General features: G+C 53.0%; 18 protein-coding genes. 17 read left to right on the forward strand and 1 reads right to left on the reverse strand.

Going from position 1 to position 18,413, the window contains the following annotated elements; translation table 11 throughout:
- Positions 1-33 precede the first annotated feature (33 nt).
- The 9 genes from GEOB_RS02355 to GEOB_RS19625 all read left to right on the forward strand — a co-directional run bounded on the left by GEOB_RS02355 (position 34) and on the right by GEOB_RS19625 (position 9,777).
- Complete coding sequence (locus GEOB_RS02355; RefSeq protein ID WP_012645573.1) at positions 34-1,497, forward strand: NADH-quinone oxidoreductase subunit N; 1,464 nt, start codon at positions 34-36, stop codon at positions 1,495-1,497.
- A 274-nt stretch (positions 1,498-1,771) separates the two neighbouring features.
- Positions 1,772-3,109: a TolC family protein gene (locus GEOB_RS02360; RefSeq protein WP_012645574.1), complete on the forward strand. Its 1,338-nt coding sequence runs from the start codon at positions 1,772-1,774 to the stop codon at positions 3,107-3,109.
- Positions 3,106-4,236 (forward strand): efflux RND transporter periplasmic adaptor subunit, encoded by a 1,131-nt coding sequence (locus tag GEOB_RS02365; RefSeq protein ID WP_012645575.1) that lies wholly within the window; start codon positions 3,106-3,108, stop codon positions 4,234-4,236. The genes GEOB_RS02360 and GEOB_RS02365 overlap by 4 nt, the downstream gene beginning before the upstream one ends.
- 54 nt (positions 4,237-4,290) lie before the next feature.
- Positions 4,291-7,500: an efflux RND transporter permease subunit gene (locus GEOB_RS02370; RefSeq protein WP_012645576.1), complete on the forward strand. Its 3,210-nt coding sequence runs from the start codon at positions 4,291-4,293 to the stop codon at positions 7,498-7,500.
- A gap of 29 nt (positions 7,501-7,529) precedes the next feature.
- The gene (locus GEOB_RS02375; RefSeq protein ID WP_012645577.1) at positions 7,530-7,967 is read left to right on the forward strand and encodes a C-GCAxxG-C-C family protein; all 438 of its coding nucleotides are present in this window, start codon (positions 7,530-7,532) and stop codon (positions 7,965-7,967) included.
- Between the two features lie 36 nt (positions 7,968-8,003).
- Positions 8,004-8,216: a YgaP family membrane protein gene (locus GEOB_RS02380; RefSeq protein WP_012645578.1), complete on the forward strand. Its 213-nt coding sequence runs from the start codon at positions 8,004-8,006 to the stop codon at positions 8,214-8,216.
- Positions 8,213-9,043, forward strand: a complete 831-nt coding sequence (locus tag GEOB_RS02385) for an MBL fold metallo-hydrolase (protein WP_012645579.1) — start codon at positions 8,213-8,215, stop codon at positions 9,041-9,043. Before GEOB_RS02380 ends, GEOB_RS02385 begins: the two co-directional genes overlap by 4 nt.
- 22 nt (positions 9,044-9,065) lie before the next feature.
- On the forward strand, positions 9,066-9,443 hold the full coding sequence (locus GEOB_RS02390) for a rhodanese-like domain-containing protein (RefSeq protein ID WP_012645580.1): 378 nt from the start codon (positions 9,066-9,068) through the stop codon (positions 9,441-9,443).
- Positions 9,444-9,471: 28 nt separating this feature from the next.
- Positions 9,472-9,777 carry an ArsR/SmtB family transcription factor gene (locus GEOB_RS19625; RefSeq protein ID WP_012645581.1) on the forward strand — a complete coding sequence of 102 codons (306 nt, stop codon included), beginning with the start codon at positions 9,472-9,474 and terminating at the stop codon, positions 9,775-9,777.
- On the opposite strand, the gene GEOB_RS02395 is transcribed toward GEOB_RS19625, so the two are convergent.
- A complete protein-coding gene (locus tag GEOB_RS02395; protein ID WP_012645582.1) occupies positions 9,713-11,410 on the reverse strand; it encodes a methyl-accepting chemotaxis protein in 1,698 nt (565 codons plus the stop codon). The two genes, GEOB_RS19625 and GEOB_RS02395, sit on opposite strands and share 65 nt — an antisense overlap.
- A 179-nt stretch (positions 11,411-11,589) precedes the next feature.
- Here GEOB_RS02395 and GEOB_RS02400 point away from each other — a divergent pair, with 179 nt between their 5' ends.
- The 8 genes from GEOB_RS02400 (at position 11,590) to flgC (ending at position 18,399) form a co-directional block, all read left to right on the forward strand.
- Entirely contained in the window at positions 11,590-12,642 is a 1,053-nt protein-coding gene (locus GEOB_RS02400) for a sensor histidine kinase (RefSeq protein ID WP_012645583.1), read from the forward strand.
- A 57-nt stretch (positions 12,643-12,699) separates the two neighbouring features.
- Positions 12,700-13,107: a bacteriohemerythrin gene (locus GEOB_RS02405; RefSeq protein ID WP_012645584.1), complete on the forward strand. Its 408-nt coding sequence runs from the start codon at positions 12,700-12,702 to the stop codon at positions 13,105-13,107.
- 78 nt (positions 13,108-13,185) lie between these two features.
- On the forward strand, positions 13,186-13,548 hold the full coding sequence (locus GEOB_RS02410) for a response regulator (protein ID WP_012645585.1): 363 nt from the start codon (positions 13,186-13,188) through the stop codon (positions 13,546-13,548).
- Positions 13,548-14,054 (forward strand): chemotaxis protein CheX, encoded by a 507-nt coding sequence (locus GEOB_RS02415; RefSeq protein WP_012645586.1) that lies wholly within the window; start codon positions 13,548-13,550, stop codon positions 14,052-14,054. The genes GEOB_RS02410 and GEOB_RS02415 overlap by 1 nt, the downstream gene beginning before the upstream one ends.
- 16 nt (positions 14,055-14,070) lie before the next feature.
- A complete protein-coding gene (locus GEOB_RS02420; protein WP_012645587.1) occupies positions 14,071-15,102 on the forward strand; it encodes a response regulator in 1,032 nt (343 codons plus the stop codon).
- A 164-nt stretch (positions 15,103-15,266) separates the two neighbouring features.
- Entirely contained in the window at positions 15,267-17,396 is a 2,130-nt protein-coding gene (locus GEOB_RS02425) for a tetratricopeptide repeat protein (RefSeq protein WP_012645588.1), read from the forward strand.
- Positions 17,397-17,536: 140 nt separating this feature from the next.
- A complete protein-coding gene (gene flgB, locus GEOB_RS02430; RefSeq protein ID WP_012645589.1) occupies positions 17,537-17,959 on the forward strand; it encodes a flagellar basal body rod protein FlgB in 423 nt (140 codons plus the stop codon).
- Entirely contained in the window at positions 17,959-18,399 is a 441-nt protein-coding gene (gene flgC, locus GEOB_RS02435; protein WP_012645590.1) for a flagellar basal body rod protein FlgC, read from the forward strand. Before flgB ends, flgC begins: the two co-directional genes overlap by 1 nt.
- The last annotated feature ends 14 nt before the right edge of the window (positions 18,400-18,413 follow it).

An 18,413-nucleotide genomic window follows, 5' to 3' on the forward strand; every position in this document is an offset into this window, starting at 1 on the left:
ACACAGTTTAGAATAGTTACCGGAGGAAATTAGATGGAAACAATCCCTATGCCAGCCATAAACTTCGCTGCGGTGATGCCAGAGACAATACTTTCGGTATTTGCCATGGTGCTTCTGCTGGTCAATGTCTTTGTCCCTGGCAAACAGAAGGCTTATCTTGCTTACCTGAGTCTCATAGGTATTATCGTTGCCGGAGTCAGCGTATTCAATGCTTGGGATGCACCGCTCTCACTCCAGGAGGGCTTTAACGGTTCAGTATTACAGGATAACTTCTCTCTGTTTTTCAAAGCCATTTTCCTTGTGTCCGCAGCCTTGACGTTGCTTATCAGTGACCAGTATCTTGAGCGGGAAAACTGCAACCATGGGGAAATTTACCCCCTCATACTGCTGGCAACGGCAGGTATGATGCTGATGGCATCGGGAACTGATCTCATGACCATCTTCCTGGGCCTCGAAGTTTTATCTGTCGCCCTTTATGTTCTTGCTGGATTCAACAGGGAGAATTTAAAATCAAATGAAGCAGGTTTGAAGTACTTCCTGCTCGGCGCCTTTTCTACCGGTTTCCTTCTTTACGGAATGGCTCTTACTTATGGTGCCACCGGGTCAACCAAGATTGCAAATATTGCCTCATACGTGAGCCAGAATGGTGCGGTTACAGCTAACCCGCTGTTCCTCGTTGGCATGCTGCTGATTGCTGTCGGGTTTTCCTTCAAAATTGCTGCTGCGCCCTTCCATATGTGGACCCCGGACGTTTATGAAGGTGCTCCCACACCGATTACAGCATTTATGTCCGCAGGCCCCAAGGCTGCAGGTTTCGCAGCATTCATCCGTGTAATGGTGTTTGCTTTCCCGACTCTGAAAGCGGATTGGTCGGATCTGCTATGGATCCTTGCTGTGCTGACTATGACTATCGGTAACATCATTGCTCTTAAGCAGGACAATATAAAAAGGGTTCTTGCCTATTCCTCGATCGCCCATGCCGGATATGCCCTGGTCGGTTTTGCTGCCGGTAGCGCAGAGGGTGCTGCAGGTATTTTGTTCTACATGCTTTCATACGCATTTATGAATATCGGGGCATTTGCCATCATCATCCTCATAGGGAAAAAAGGCGAGGCAAACAGCAATGTTACAGATTTCGCAGGTCTTGGTTTCAGAAGACCAGTGCTTGCCGTTCTGATGGCCATTTTCCTCTTTTCCCTTGCCGGCATTCCCCCCATGGTTGGATTTGTCGGTAAATTCTACCTCTTCTCCGCTGCCATCAAGTCCGGTTATATCTGGCTTGCCATCATAGGCGTCCTTAACAGTGCCGCCTCCGTATACTATTATCTGCGGGTGATGGTCTACATGTACATGAAAGATCCCGTTGAGGAATTCGACTGGGTTAAGGTAACGCCTGCTATTGCCTTGTGTCTTGTTATCTCGGTGGCCGGGGTTATGATACCGGGTGTTGTTCCCGGTTATTTGCTGCAGCTGGCCCAGAAGGCAGTCCTCTTTTAAAAAGCTAGTTTCACCGTATTATGAAGCCCCGCCAGGAATCTGGAGGGGCTTTTTTATTATGGTCTCCCTTTACCCCATCACCAGTTTCGCAGCCGATTCATTCTAAGTCCGACAGACTCCTAGCCAGCTTGTCTGGTCACCTGGACAAAACAGTAAATTCAATCCACTTTTGCTATTGGAATTTCGAAGGCTATAATTAGCTTGACAATACTGTGACGGTAATATATATAAAAAATGCTATATATTGTTGTAACAATTTTACTGGGAGGCTCCCTTGCAAATAATATATTTTGCACTTTGCCTGCTACTGTCATTTCCCATGATGTGTTTTGCCGAACCCAAAATCTCTCCGCGACAAGCCATTTTAATAGCTTTGGAGAAGAACCATCAGCTGCAGGCAACTGCCCATGAAGTAACTGCAGCTGAAGAAGATGTCAATATCAACCGCAGCAGGTATTTACCAAGGGTTTCATTTGAGGAAAGTGCGGCGGTTTCAAATTCTCCTACTCGTGTTTTCATGATGAAGCTGGACCAGGGGAAATTTGCCTCCAGTGACTTTGATACAGCCAATCTCAACAAACCCGACTCCTATCATGATTTTAAGACGGCGCTGACCCTTGAACAGCCATTGTTCGATTTATCCCTGTTAAAATCCACGTCAATTGCTAAAACGGCAGTAGAAAGTCAAAAATTTGCCGCCGATCAGAAGCGACAGGATGTGGCGGTGCAGGTTTATTCGGCGTGGCTGGCGGTCCGACGTGCAAAGGCCTATGTCAGCATAGCTGAACAAGCCATGGCAGAAGCAAAGGAACACCTGCGGCTGGCGGGGGCAAGGGTTGGCGTAGGGACAGGTCTTAAGTCAGAGGGATTAAGGGCAAAAACATTTCTTTTTGATGTGGAACAGCAACTGGTCACGGCAAGCAACGATTTGAAGCTGGCAAAGATGCAGCTAGCAATGGTTATCGGGGGTACTCCAGGGGAAGAGGTGGATATTGTCGATGATCTATCGGTTGTCGAGATGACCTCGACCATGAAGGAACTGCAACTATTGGCTGTCGAGAATCGTAAAGACCTGCAGGCAGTGAATAAAGAAACCCAAAAAGCAGCAACTGCGATTGAACTGGCGCGCGCAGCCTACCTTCCCACTTTATACGCCAGCGCCTCTTATCAATTAAATGATTACAGCGTCCCGTTTGGTCGGGATAACGATTCATGGCAGGCGGGGGTGACTTTGCGCTGGGAATTTTTCTCAGGGCTGAAAACCCGTAATGAAGTCAATAAATTCAAGTCGCTTGAGCGAGCCGCCCAGGAATATCAAAAGGATTATGCCAATTCCATCGCCTATCAGGTAAGCGAAAATGTTCTTCGCCATGGGGAAGCCGGGAAAAGGCTTGAATTGGCGCGGCAGGCAGTGATTGATGCGGAGGAAAGTGTTCGCCTGATCAGCAAGCGATTTCAAAATTCCCTGTCTCCCATGGTCGAGTTGCTGGATGCGCAGACGTCTCTGAACAGGGCTCGCGCGGTACAGGTTGAAATGGAAAATGGGCAGGCACTTGCTTTGGCGCGGATCTGGCAATCAGCGGGAATTTTCCTCAAGGAGGTTCTTAAATGAGGTTATGGAAAACAGGTCGGCTTGCAGTATATGTCGTACTGGTGTTGCTGGTGAATTCAGCATGCAGCAAGTCGAAAGAAGGGACAAAAGAAGGTCCGGGTCCGATTGTCTCCGGAATAATTGTCGAAAAAATGGTTACAGAGATGGTTCCCGAGCAGGTTGAGGCTGTGGGCTCCATCCGCTCGATAAACTCTGCCCAGATCGCAGCACGCATAGCAGGGACTGTGACCTCAATGAAGGTGAGGGAAGGGGACAGTGTCGGCAAGGGTGCGCTACTTATGACTCTGGCATCTGCTGAAACTACCGCAGGGGCAGCCGGTGCCAGGGCTGCTGTTGAACAGGCGAGCCATGGGGTGGAAGAAGCCCGATCGAGAAAGCAATTTGCCGATGTGACGTTTGAGAGGTACCAGAAATTGTTGCAAGAAGAGGCGGTAACCCGCCAGGAGTATGACGGCAGGCTGTCGGAAAAGGAGGTGGCAGCGAGGTCTTTGGCAAAGGCTGAAGCTGCACTTGCCGCAGCCAGGGAAGGGGCACGGGGGGCATCCAGCTTGGCCGGATACGGGAAAATATATGCGCCGATCAGCGGTATTATTGTAACCAGACTGGTTGATGTGGGGATGACGGTGTTTCCAGGTACACAACTTTTTACCTTGGAAGAGCAAGGCGCCTATCGACTTGAGGTCGCTGCCCCGGAATCGCTGCTGGGTAAGGTAAAGGTCGGTGGCCGGGTCCCTGTAAGTCTGGATGGGGTGCCGGCTGCAAAAACAGGGGTAGTGGAAGAAGTTGTCCCAGCAGTGGATAGGGCAACGCGGACATTCATCGTCAAAATTGCTTTAACCGATAAAGGGCTGCGTTCCGGTTCATACGGGAGTGCCAATTTCCAGATGGGAACTCGCCAGGGACTTTTGCTGGTGAAAAAAGCCGTGGTAACCCAAGGCGCGCTGACGTCGGTCTGGGTTGTGGGACAGGATGGTATCGTTCGCATGAGGATAGTAAAGACAGGAAAAACAGTGGGAGACAAGGTGGAGATCTTGGCTGGACTGGCAATCGGTGAGGCGGTTGTCACGGCAGGGATGGAGAAAGTTGTGGAGGGGGCAAGGGTTGAAGAGAAATCCCGTCAGCAATAAATTGCAAACGTTCAATAGTGGAGCGGATTTCCAGGTTGTAAAGGGAGCTTATTAATGAGCGGACTTGGCTTTGCCGGCAGAATTGCCCGCGCCTTTATCGACTCGAAGCTGACGCCTTTGATTGTCGGTGCATCTTTGCTGCTGGGGCTTTATGCGGTTCTGGTTACCCCACGGGAGGAAGAGCCACAGATCGTCGTGCCGATGATTGACATTTACCTGCCCATGCCCGGTGCAACACCGCGGGAGGTGGAAGAGCGGGTCGTCAAGCCGATGGAAGCCAAGATGTGGGAAATCAAAGGGGTGGAATACATATACTCCGCCAGCAGGCCGGGCTTGGGTATTGTCACCGTCAGGTACAAAGTCGGCGAGGATATGGAAAACTCCCTGGTGAAGCTTTATAACAAGGTTATGAGCAGCAAAGCTGCACTACCGCCTGGCGCAGGAGAGCCGCAGGTGGCGCCGAAATCCATCGATGACGTGCCAATACTTACTCTGACTCTTTGGTCAGAACGCTACGACCATTACACCTTGCGCCGGGTCGCAAGAGAATTGTGCGATGAACTGAAAAAGTCGGAGAACGTGGCGGAAAGCGACATAAAAGGGGGACAGGCCCGGCAGATAAAGGTGCGGCTTGACCCGGGCAAGCTGGCCGGCCTCGGGTTGTCGCCGCTGCAGGTGATGGGGGCACTGCAGAAAGAGAACAGTGCCGTGCGCTCGGGCTCATTTTCAGGTATGAGCAAGGATTACCTGGTGGAGACAGGCACTTTCCTCGCTGGAGCAGATACGGTAAGGCGGATCGTTGTTGCCGCCAAAGCCGGCAGACCGGTCTATGTGGAAGATGTGGCAACGGTGGAGGATGGTCCGGAAGAGGCAAAGGATTATGTCTTCCATGGCCTGGGGCGATCAGCAGAGGGTGTAGAGAAGGCCAGCAGAGCTGCCAGTTATCCGGCGGTCACTCTTTCCTTTGCCAAGCGAAAGGGGGCCAATGCCACCTGGGTTGCCGAAGACCTTGTGAAGAAGACGGAGCTTCTCAAGGGTAAACTGATTCCTTCGGATGTGCATGTAACTGTAACGCGGAATTATGGCGAGACGGCCAGGGAAAAGAATAATGAGCTGCTGTTCCATATGTTCCTGGCAGCATTTTCGGTAACCATTCTCATTGCGGTCTTCATGGGCTGGCGTGCAGGCGCCGTGGCAGCGATAGCCATACCTGTGACGCTGGCGCTGACCATGCTCATCTTCAACCAAATCGGTTATACACTCAATCGCATCACCCTCTTTGCCTTGATATTTTCCATTGGTATTCTGGTGGATGACGCCATCGTTGTGGTGGAAAATATCCACCGCTACTTCACCACCACCAGGTTTGCCCCGTTGGAAGCATCCATCAAGGCGGTTGACGAGATCGGCAATCCGACCATACTGGCGACTTTTGCAGTCATTGCCTCCATTTTGCCCATGGGCTTTGTCGGGGGGCTCATGGGGCCGTACATGCGCCCGATACCTGTCGGGGCAAGCATGGCCATGTTGTTTTCGCTGCTCATCGCCTTCATCGTTACCCCATATTTTGCCTACCGATTCATGAAGGGAGAATCCCACTTCGGCAGGGAGGAAGTGGTAAAGGAATCGCGTCTTACCCTTTTCTATCGACGGTTCATGGGAAATCTTCTCCATAAGAAAAGGGTGCGCTACGTTTTTCTGACTGGCGTAGTAGTGCTGCTGCTTGCTTCCTGTTCGCTGATCTATTTCAAGCTGGTTACCGTCAAGATGCTGCCCTTCGACAACAAGAATGAGCTGCAGGTGATCGTTGATGCTCCCGACGGCACGGCACTTGAAGAAACCGCCCGCATGCTGGCAGAGATGGGGGATGCTTTACGCAATGTGCCGGAAGTGGTGGATTTTCAGACCTATGTCGGGGTCAGTTCCCCTTTCAACTTCAATGGCCTGGTTCGCCATTATTACCTGCGCAAAGGTTCCAATGTGGGGGATATTCAGGTCAACCTGGTGCATAAATCCAAGCGAAGCGAGCAGTCCCATGATATTGCCAAAAAGATCAGGCCGGTTCTGAAAACAATAGCCGACCGCTATTCGGCAAGGTTGAAGGTGGCCGAAATCCCGCCGGGGCCGCCGGTTCTCTCAACATTGGTGGCAGAGGTATACGGACCGGATCAGGAGACGCGGCTGACGATTGCAGCCCAGGTGAAGGAGATATTCCGGAAAACTGCTGGCGTGGTTGATACCGACTGGTACGTGGAGGATGACCAGGCGAAGATAAGTTTCCAGGTTGACAAGGAGAAAGCAGCATTATCGGGCATTGCCACCGAAGACGTGGCAAAGACCCTGCAGATTGCACTGGATGGCATGAATGCGGGCATCGCTCACCTGCCGAACGAAAAGGAGCCGGTGGGGATCAACCTGAGGCTGCCAGTGGAGCGGCGCAGTTCCATTGCCGACCTGTCGTTCATCCATATTGCAGGCACACATGGCAATGTGCCCCTGACTGAGCTGATCCGGGTGAAGAACGGGGCGGAGGACAAATCCCTCTACCGGAAGAACCTGAAGAATGTGGTCTATGTTACCGGTGACGTGGCAGGGGTGGTGGAGGCGCCGGTATATGCCATCTTGAAGATGCAGAAGGAAATAGATAAGATAGCTCTTCCGGGAGGGTACAAGATAGAGCAGCGGGCGGCAAGCCAGCCCTGGAGCGAGATCCGTCCAGGCCTCAAGTGGGACGGGGAGTGGCACATCACCTATGAAGTTTTCCGCGACCTTGGGTTGGCCTTTGCCGCGGTGATGGTCCTGATCTATGTGCTGGTCGTTGCCTGGTTCAAGGATTTTACCACCCCTCTGGTTATCATGGCCCCCATTCCGCTGACCCTGATCGGCATTTTGCCGGGTCATGCCATCATGGGTGCCTTCTTTACTGCTACCAGCATGATCGGCTTCATTGCCCTGGCAGGAATCATCGTCAGGAACTCGATCATTCTCATCGATTTCGCCGAACTGAGACGGCGCGAGGGCATGGCCCTCGATGAGGCAATTATAGATGCGGGAGCCGTCCGCTTCCGGCCGATGCTGCTCACCGCAGCAGCTGTTGTTATCGGCAGCTTCGTCATTGTTTTCGATCCGATTTTCCAAGGGCTGGCCCTGGCCATGATGTGCGGCGAAATTGCATCCACCGCCTTGTCCCGGGTGACCATACCTGTCCTGTATTTCCTGGTTCAGTCCTGGAAGGAGAAACGGCAGCAGAAAATTGCAGCCTGAAATAATCACAAAAAGATCTGGAGGAATTGATGTTCTGGTCAAAGCAAAAAAAAGATGAGATCGAGGTTGAAGGGGTGGTGGGCAATGTGGCTGCAGAAGCTGAAGGTCTGTTCCGTTCCGGGAAAATGCATTGCGCCGAAGCTGTACTGGCGGCAATCCGAAGCAACTTCGCTCCGCAAATTCCTGAGGCGGTGGTGCGGATGGCCTCAGGTTTTGGTGGTGGTTCCGGCTCCGGCTGCGTCTGCGGAGCCGTTGCCGGGGGAACCATTGCCCTTGCCCTTGTTCTTCAGGAGGATAAGAAGCAGATAGGCTCCCTGACAAAAGAGCTGCACAAGTGGTTCAAGGAACAGTACGGAGCGACCTGCTGCAAGGTTATAACACAAAAGGACAAAGGGGGCTGCCCTCTTCTTACCGGCAATGTGGCCGGCAAAGTGGCGGAAATGCTAAAGGTCACACAGGAAAAATAATATGCGGCAATTAAAAGAAGAAAAAGGAGTATAGAGATGCATATCGACAGAATGCTCAGGCTGATTGCCGGATTTTTCGTCATGCTGTCAGTGGCACTGGCTCATCTTCATAGTATAAACTGGCTCTGGTTCACTGCCTTTATCGGCCTCAATCTTTTTCAATCGGCCTTTACCAATTGGTGCCCGATGATGACTATTCTGGCGAAGGCCGGGGTGCCCAAGCTGCCACCCAACTGTGGCTGTAAATGAAAGGGCGAATCACCGTTCTCTGCGACAACGGCGTCGGTCCACTGGCAGGTACTCTCGGGGAACACGGCTTTGCTGCCCTGATCGAAACGGCTTCCGGCTCGTTGCTTTTCGATACCGGGCAGGGAGCGACACTGCTCCATAACGCCCAGCGCATGCAGCGGGATCTGAGGAGAGTGGATAAGGTTGCCATATCCCATGGCCATTATGATCATACGGGCGGTCTTTGGCCATTGCTCCAGTGGTGCGGACCGAAAAGGGTCTACGGTCATGAGGGTATCTTTGCCGGCCGCTATACGCTGCGGGACGGGGAAAAGGGACGCTCCATCGGCATGCCTTACAGCAGGGAGTTTCTGGAAGGACAGGGTGCCTCTTTTGACCTTGACGCTTCATTCAGGGAGATTGCGCCGGATATCTTTCTCAGCGGAGAAGTCCCGCGAAAGCAGGCCTTTGAGCAGGGTGACACGGGACTGTTCTGCGATGCCGCAGGTTGCATCCCTGATCAGGTCCCGGACGACCAGTCACTGGTGCTGAAAACGGGCAAGGGGCTGGTGCTGGTGTTGGGCTGCTGCCATTCCGGAATGATAAACACCCTGGAACTGGTCAGGGAACGAACAGGCGAGACCCGAATATATGCGGTGATCGGCGGCAATCACCTGGGGTTCTCTTCACAGGCCCAGCTCAATGGGACGGTGAAAATGCTCGGGACCTACGGGATCGAGAAGATATGCGGCAGCCATTGTGCCGGTTTTGCTGCATCAGCCCGGCTGATGAAGGAATTTCCCGGAAAATTCCATCCGGCACAGGTGGGATATACACTGGAAATGTAATGAAAAACGAGGAGCTATCGGCATGAGATTAACAGCAGTTGCATGTGCAACCGTCATCGTGTGGGCAACACTGGCCTTTGCCGCAGGAGAAAAGAACATCAGCTCGCGGGAGGCTAAAGGGCTGCTGAGTAAAGGGAAAAATGTTTTTCTCCTGGATGTGCGGACTCCGGACGAGTATCGCCAGGCCCATCTCAGGGGTGCGGTACTGATTCCGGTCAATGAGATAGAGCGGCGCCTTCGCGAGGTGCCGAAGAACAGGCCGGTGGTAGTTTATTGCGCTGTCGGTTCACGTTCGGGCATGGTTGCAGGATATCTGGCCGGCAAGGGGTACAGTGAGGTCTACAACATGAGCGACGGTATCGTCGGCTGGTATCGGAGCGGATTTTCCATCGAGCGTTGAAAATGGAGCTTCAAATCTTGAGGATGCGATGACCGTAGAAGAACAGGCACTGTTGATCAGAATACTTGGTCATCCGGTACGGCTCAGGATCGTGACTGAACTGGGGGACCGGTGCGTCTGCGTCAAGGAAATGTGGCAGCATCTCTGTTTGCCCCAGGCAGTCGTGTCCCAGCATCTGAAGGTTCTGAAGGAGAGCGGAATAGTCACTGCCCGAAGGGAAGGAACAAGGGTCTGCTACTCATTGCAGGCTGAACTGATGGCGGAGCTGGTTACTGTCCTTTCACCACGAAAGGTGCCAGCTCCCTGTGCATCCGATCCGTCAGGGCGGCAATGACTTTTATCTTTTTCATCATGTCCTCGGCCAGCATGCTGTTTGCTTCATTGAGCAGTCCGGCCTCTGTCACGTAATTCAACAGGACATCCCCCATCATGATCTGCTGTACAGCCGTTTCCTTGAGCTGCTTTACCCGGTCGTTATCTTCCATGACGCTTTTCAGATAAAGGCGGTTGCCCCGTGACTGTTCCTGAGTCGAGTTGGAGATAAGAGCGGAGAAGGAGCGCATCTTATCAAGGGCCTTGACGATCAGCCCGATTCCCCGTTTTTGCTCATGGATGGCACCGGTAAATTGTTTGACCCGGTCCAGATTTTTTTCAGCTTCTTCCGTAATCATTTTGCTGGCGGCAGCCTGCTCGACGGTGGACGTGGCAATTTTCTGCACCATCTGCGATGCTTCTGCTGTCCCCTGGGCAATCTTTTCCAAGGCAGTGTTGGCAATGGCAGAAATCTTCACCCCATCCCTGATCCTGTCTTTCTCTTGGGAAATGGTTCTCTGTACCTCAGCAGTTTCCTTCTGAATACTGGCTACCAATTCCTGGATTTCCTTTGCCGAAAGGGAGGTTCTCTTGGCCAAGGACCTTACCTCTTCGGCGACCACACTGAAAGATTTGCCCTGTTCCCCGGCCTGGGCAGCAATTATGGATGCATTGAGGGAGAGGAGATTAGTCTGATCAACCACTTCCTTGATGACGTTGAGAAATTCGCCGACCCTTGCTGAATGCACCGAAAGCCGGTTGATGGCGGCAAATGAGTCGGCGTTGGTCTTTTCTATCTCCCTCATGGCTTTGAGGGTGGCGGTCATGGATTGCATGCCTTCCGTGGCTTTTTTCCGCATGTCTTCAGCGCACTCACTGGTCCTTTGTGCATTGTCCCGAACATTGTTGTTAACGGCGCTTATCTCACTGATGGAACTGGAGGTCTGCTCGGTGGAAAGGGCCAGTGCCTCTACGTTGGTAGCCGTTTCATTTATGCTTGAGGCCATCTCCTCGATGGAGGCGGAAGTCTCCAGCACCGATGCCGTAAAGTCCTTGATATTGCCGGCGATCATATCGGTTGTTGCACTCATTTCGGCAGTGATGGAAGCCCGATCGTCCGTCCTCCGGGAAATATCCTCGATCTCCAGCAACAGGTCATTAAAGAAGCCGTTCATGTCACGGACGGCCTGCAGGGTCTCCTTTTCCTTGGCGACCTGCTTTTCACCGCTTTGAACAATCTCCTTCGACTGGTCGCCTATCCCAAGGTGATAGGAATTGATGTCCAGGGAAAGCGCGGCAACATTTTCCACCATCTTCAGTACCTTGCCGAGAAGGAGGTCATGGCACTCCAGGAGCAATTTCAGCTCGTCTCCCCCTTTACCGATTCTTTCCATTTCCTCTTGCCCGGCAATGGCACTAAGCGTGCGCCACTGGTTCTCCACATGGATCTTCATCACCTGCTTGATAATGTAATAGCAGAACGTCCCCACGGCAATACCGGCCAACATGCAGCCGATGACGTACATGGGGGTGAATGCCCCTTTGCCGAAGAAAAGCCAGGAATAAAACGGAAAAACGATCCCCATGAACAGGCCGAAGCAGAGCATGAAGATGCAGGTGCTTTTCATCGAGGAAAGGTATTTTTTAAAGAACATAAATGCCCACCATGTAAGGGTTTTTTTATATCAAAAGCAAGAATGATACCTATCATGGGGAGGAATAGCTGTCAAACGAAATAGCGTTCTTTGCCATTGGAGAATGACAGGTCTAGAACTGGCGGCAGTCCGCTATTAATTTATTCAAGCTCTCCTCTCAAATCCCGATAAGCATAATCATGAAAAAGACGGCAGCGCACCAAAAAACGGCACCGGATATGGCCTCGGTCGCAGAAAGCATCATCGCCAGCCAGAGCACCGGCATCATCTATCTGGACGGCGACGGCAGGATAGCCCTGATCAATGCCAGGGCAGAGTCAATGTTGCATACTTCTGCCGGTGATGTCACAGGCAAAAGGGTGGACATGTTGCCTCTACGGACACCTGTCTACAGGGTACTGAGCGAAAATTGCCGTGAGATGCCGGTGGAGGTGAGTGTCAACGGTGCCGTATTGACCGCCAGATCAGCGGAGGTGCGAATTCCCTCCGGAGAGTCGTCGGGAGAAATATACGAACTGCTTGATGTGACAGAAGAAAAGAAGGAAAAGAGGCATCGGGAAGAAATCGTTGCCATGATGACCCATGACCTGAAATCTCCTTTGACCGTACTGATGGGCTATGTACAGGCCTTGAGAAACGAAGATGGGACAAAGGTGCATGTCTCGCTTCTGCCGTGTCTGGATGAAATGGACCGAAGCGCACTGAAACTATTGGCCATGATCGAGGACGTGCTGGATGCATACCGTCTGGAAGTGGGGCTGCTGCAGACTACGTGTAGCTGGTGCGATCTTTCCGCCATACTGGAGGCGTGCTGCCATGATATGGCCCGTGAGGCTTCGTCACGGGGGGTACGATTAAACCACAATATCGAAAGTGGTATTCCTGCGATGAATGTGGATGGTAATCAGCTTTCCCGTGTCTTCGCAAATATCATCGGCAATGCGGTCAAATTTACCCCCCGCAAGGGTCAGGTGACGGTCAATGCATGGCTGGGGGATGAAAAGCTGCATGTAGCGGTAACGGACACAGGGATAGGCATTCCCCAGAAAGACCTGCCCCGCATCTTCAACAAGTACTTTCGTTCCAAAGGCGCCAATGGCTTCAGGGGGACAGGTCTTGGCCTGACCATCAGCAAGGCCATCGTCGAGGCCCATGGCGGGGCCATCGCCGTTGAGAGTGCCGTTGGCGAGGGGAGCTGCTTTACCATCGTCATTCCTTGCAGCGCTGCCTAAAGTTTTTCACTGTGGGCGCCGAATATAAGAATCATCGACTACTATTTTGGAGGAAAAATGTCTCTCATCACCTGGAATCAAAGCCTCAGTGTCAATGTAAAGCAGTTCGACGAGCAGCACAAAAAATTGATCGACCTCATCAACAAGCTTCATGACGCCATGAAAGCGGGCAAGGGAAAGGATGTGCTGGGGGAGATCCTGCAATCACTGGTGGATTACACAAAACAACATTTTGCTGCAGAGGAGGCATTGCTGCAGAAGCACGGCTACGGTGACTACGAAAAACACAAAAAAGAGCACAACCTGCTGGTAATGCAGGTGGCTGACATCCAGAAAAAGCTTAAGGAAGGAAGCCCGGTGTTGACCCAGACGGTGATGACATTCCTCAAGGACTGGCTTTCCAACCACATCCAGAGAGAGGACCAAAAATACGGTCCCTTCCTTAATGACAAAGGGCTTTCCTGACGGTAATCGGGGCAGACTTTAAATATTTCAAAAAATTGACAGGCACCCTGAGGGGTATCAGGCAGAGGAGGATGGGTTATGGCAAATGTATTGATTGTGGACGATTCTTCAACAATGAGAAAGATAATCTCCCGCTCGTTGCGGCAGGCAGGTCTGGTCGTCGATGACATTTTCGAGGCGGGCGACGGCATCGAAGGGCTCAGCGTGCTGGGAGAGAAAAAGGTCGATCTGATTCTCTCCGACATCAACATGCCCAACATGGATGGCCTCGAGTTCATCAAACAGGTGCGGGCAAGCGGCAAGCAAATACCGATTGTCATGATCACCACCGAGGGGGGAGAGGATGTGCTGAAAGATGCCATGTCCAGCGGCGCCAGCGACAGCATCAAGAAGCCGTTCACTCCGGAACAGCTCAACGAAAAGTTGGGAGGTCTGCTGTGATGACACTCAATAGCGCTGTTTCAAAGGCAGTCAACATGCAGGAAGAAGATCTGGCCGGATATGTCATCCATGCCACCAAGGAAGTGTTCAATACCATGGTCATGCTTGACCTGGAGGATTCTTACCCTCTGCGGGAGCCGGTTACCACCTTCCATTGCAGCGTAACCGGCATGGTCGGCCTGGCCGGCACCTATACCGGCATCCTTTCCATCCATTGCCCGAAGACCTTTGCCTTGCGCATCACCTCCAACATGCTGGGGATGGATGTGGCGGATGTGGGAGAGGATGTGAACGATGCCCTGGGAGAGATTGCCAATATGCTGGGGGGGTATGTGAAGCAGATCCTATCCAAGGGTGGGCTTGATATCAATCTTTCCATTCCGACCGTGATTTCAGGCGAAGAATATACCGTCAATTCCATGTCCGATGATAATTGTGTCATCATTCCCTTCACCAATGAAGGGGAGCGGTTTCTGGTGGCGTTGAAGCTGCGCAAGGAAGGTTAAGGCACAGGGATTTACTATGGCAGGATTCGAAAAATTGCAGGAGATGCTCGATGCCGCGCTGAAACAGGCGGGGGAAGAGAGCAGCATGCTCCTTGGGGTGACCCTCTCCTCTGGCGATTCCGACATCATAAACACCAACCGCAAAAGTTACTTCGCCGATATGGACGATGCGGTTTTTGTTGTTGCGGTCGAATCCAAGGAGGAATATCAGGGTTACTTTTACCTGCTCTTTTCCCTTGGCGATGCCATCGTCATGAGCAGCATCCTTTTAGGCATTCCGGCTCCACGCATTGCGGAAAAACGCAGGCTGCGCATCATGGAGGCAGACGACATCGATGCTTTCGGTGAAATTGCCAATCAGATCATCGGCTCGTTCAACTCTGTTTTTCAGCCGAAATTGCCCCAGAAGGTGCACCTGAAACTGCTGCCCCCGCCAAAAAAATATATTCCGGAGATAGATCAGCTCACGGATGCCGAGCCGCTGCCCGAAGGTGACTATCTTATGTATCGGGCGCCCCTTGAGATAGAAGGACAGGAGATGCACTATCTGGATATCATGGTGCCTCCAGAACTGGCCAATCTCTTTGATCCGCAACAGGAAGAAAAAGCGGCGGCAGCTTCGCCGGAGGCCGCCACCAAGGCAGAAGCCGGCGATGCCGATACCGAAAGTGCCCCCCGTACCCAGTCCATCCTTATTCTTTGTGAGGATGTCGACGAGCGGCAGACGGTCAGGGAGTACCTGGCCGCCACCGGCTTTGATCTGGTGGATGCCCCTCTGGGTGCCGATCTCCATGAGCTGCTCAAGGAAACCGAGGTCAGGGTGGCGGTAATCGAGGTGAATGAAACGGGAGAACGTGACCTGGCGGTATGCAACAGGGTGTGTGCCCAGAGCAGCAAGGCTTCCCTTCCCATCATCATGTGTGCCGGACAATGGACCAGGACAGCGGTGCTCAAGGCACTTACCTACGGGGCCAGCGACATCCTCATGAAGCCTTTCGATGCCGATGAACTGATGGCCAAGGTACAGAAGTACCTGCATGCCGCGTGAAACGCGTCAATAAATATTCAGCAATCATTGTTTTTTTTGACCCCTTGTCTCTGCCATTTACCTTAAGCCCCTCCAGGCCTGCTGCCAGCAAGCATTTCGCTGACGGCACGCCTTTTGCCATAGTTGGCTGTCGATCATTCTCCAATACCGGATAACCACTACCGATGAAATTTGCCGGTCCCTTCAAGCATACAGGGCTGCCCCTTGCCCTTTTTTTCTGCCGCTGCCTGGCCGGGGCGGGCCTGCTCATCCTTTGCCTCTTGGATGCAGCCGAGGCAACGGCCCAAGAACTTGCCCGCCTGCAACGGGTGGAGGTCGGTCAACAGGCTTCGTCGACCCGTCTTGACCTGAAGCTCGATCAAGCAACAACTTACACTGTGGCGGAGTCGGCGAACAGGATCCGCCTTACCCTCAAGGACACCGACGGACCTCTCTTCAGAAAATTAAATACCTATACCGATTCCCATATCTCCGGCATCCGCTTCTCCCAGAGGGGCAAAGACCTGCAGATAACCATCGGCACCAGGGACGCCGTCCCCTGCTTGCGCATCATGGATCTGGCTGAAGGAATTCTGACTGTCAATGTGGGCAAGGAGAATGGACAGCCGGCTGTACCGGCCATCGTTCCGGGGAGGGAACTGATACTGCAAGGGACGGCCAGGCTTGTGACCGACTTCGATCCACCGCTCAAGGCCGAGATACCCTTTGTTCCCACCGACCCGGATCAGCTGCAGAAGGTGGCTGTCGATGCGGAGGTAAAACTATTCCAGCGCGGGGAGAGTTTTCTCTATAAGGAGATGGGGGCTGAGGCCGCAGAGATCTTCGCCTGGTTTACCGGCAGGGACACTCCCCTGCGGCCGCTGGCCTGCTATCGCCTGGGGGAGTCCCTTTACCTGCTCGGCAAATATGACGCAGCCCTCAATGCTTTCAGGGAGGGAGAGCAGCGCTGGCCCGCCTATATGGCTTTCAATCCTGCCACGACCTTTTACTTTGCCGACAGCATCGCCAGGATGGGAAATCTTGCCGATGGGCGAAAGATGCTGGCCCGCCTCATCGCCCAACTGGCGGAAAAGACTTACGCGCCGCTTCTGCTTGATCGACTGGCGGACATTCTGGCCCGGAACGGCCGGGATAAAGAGGCTGTTGCCATATTCGGAACGATTGCCGAAGGTTTTCCGGAAACCGAGGCCGCTTATCACGCTCTGTTGAAACTTGCCGACAGACGCCTGTTTTCCGTAAGCGCCGATACCTACCAGCCGCTGGCAGAGCAATACCGGTCCATCCACAGAGCTGCCGGCGCTGTTTCCCTCAGGGATGACGCCAATTTCAAGGCGGCATTGATGGAATCCCTGTACGGCCAGGCAGATAAGGCTCTGGCAGCGGTCATTCAATATGAAAAGCAATATCCGCAGGGAACTTTTGTGACCATTGCCCATAGCATGCGCCAGGAACTGCTGCTGCAGGTATATCTGGAAATGTACAGGGCCAAGAACTATCCGGGATTGATCGACCTGGCCCAGCAGAATCGTGACTATCTTGCCCGCTGTTTCAGCGATGAAATGTTCATCCACCGCCTTGCCGAAGCCTTTTCCCATTTGCAGAGGCCGGCGGGAAAGGTGGAGCTGTTCAATCATCTTGCCGAGCGTGATTGGACGGAAAGGGCGGCCCCCTTTATTTACGGGCAGATTGTCGATACGTCCATGGCCATGGGCAATCTTGCCATGGCAGACCTGACGGCCGCCAATTTCCTGCGCAGGTTTCCAAACCACCCGGATTACCGGCACATGCTGGAGCATCGGGGAGAAATCGCCTTTCTGAAGAAAAACCTGCCGGGGGTGGTGGCGGAACTTTTCTGGCTGGCAAAGCCGAAAGAAAAGGCTGCCCAGCTGAACAGTTATTATTACCTGGGCAAGGCACTTACGGCGCAGAAGGATTACAAAAGGGGGGAGAAGGTGCTGGGACAATTTGTCGATGGCCTGTCCCAATCGAAAGCCTCTTCCACATTTGCCGGTGATGCCTATTTCACCCTCGGCACCGCCCGCAGAGGGAGGGGGGACCATCGGGGGGCGATGGCCGCCTATGTTGCCGGTCTTGAAGTAGCTGGCGGCGGAATGAAGGAACAGTTCCTGTTTGCCATGGGAGAGATGGAGCTGCAGATGAAAAACTACGGGGAGGCCAAGGGCCACTGGAACAGGATACTCAAGGAAGGAACGGACCCGGTCTGGCGCCGCATGGCCGAGCAGGGACTGGGCGACCTGCAATGGAAGGAAAAAATGGAGACATTAACCCGATAAGTCAAATTAATGACATTGGTCAAAATAGAAGTGCTGCTTTTGGGGGCCAGGGGTTACGGTGTGGACAAACTTATCGTAATTATTGGATAAAATGTCTGGTATGGGTTTTGCTCAGTCAGCTGTTGGGAAAGGAGTCTGTTATGCCTGTAGATGGAATATTTGGTTCCACCGTGGATATTTTGGGTAAATCCCTCGATTTGAGGGCGAAAAATCATAATCACATTTCGGCCAATGTTGCCAATGCCGAAACCCCCGGTTACATGCCGACCCGGCTCTCCTTCGAATCGGAACTGAAGGACGCGGTCAAGGGTAAGGGGATTGGCAAGGGTGCCGTCACCCACCCGCGTCACATACCCCTCAAAGGCAAGGGGGGATCTGTCGAGGAAGTGGCCGGGACGGTGGTCGAGACCCCGGCCAAATCGGTGGGGATGGACAATAACGCCGTCGAGCTGGAAAACGAGATGGGCAAAATGGCGGAGAACCAGATCATGTACAACGCCAGCGTACAACTCCTGGGTAAAAAGTTCGAAGGACTCAAGTACGCGATAAAAGGGGGTAACTGATGGATTTTTTCACCTCGATGGACATAAGTGCCTCGGCCCTTACCGCCGAAAGAACACGCATGAATCTCATCTCCAGCAACCTGGCCAATGCCGGGTCCACCAGGACTGCCGAGGGGGGACCCTACAAGCGCAAGGATGCCGTTTTTGCTGCTGAACCAGTTGTCGAACCGTTCAGCTCGATACTGAAGAAAGCGGGAGGGAGTATGGAGCCGAAGCAGGTGGGGGTGGTGCAGATCACCGAGGACCAGACGCCGCCACGCCTGCAGTACGACCCGACCCATCCCGATGCCGATGCCAAGGGTTATGTGGCCCTGCCCAATGTCAACGTGGTGGAAGAAATGGCAGATATGATTGCCGCCACCCGCACCTATGAAGCAAACGTCACCGCAGCCCAGGCAGCGAAGAGCATGGCGTTGAAAACCCTGGAGCTCGGCCGATGATTTACGCTGAAAAT

The sequence above is a fragment of the Geotalea daltonii FRC-32 genome (assembly GCF_000022265.1).
Classification (GTDB): domain Bacteria; phylum Desulfobacterota; class Desulfuromonadia; order Geobacterales; family Geobacteraceae; genus Geotalea; species Geotalea daltonii.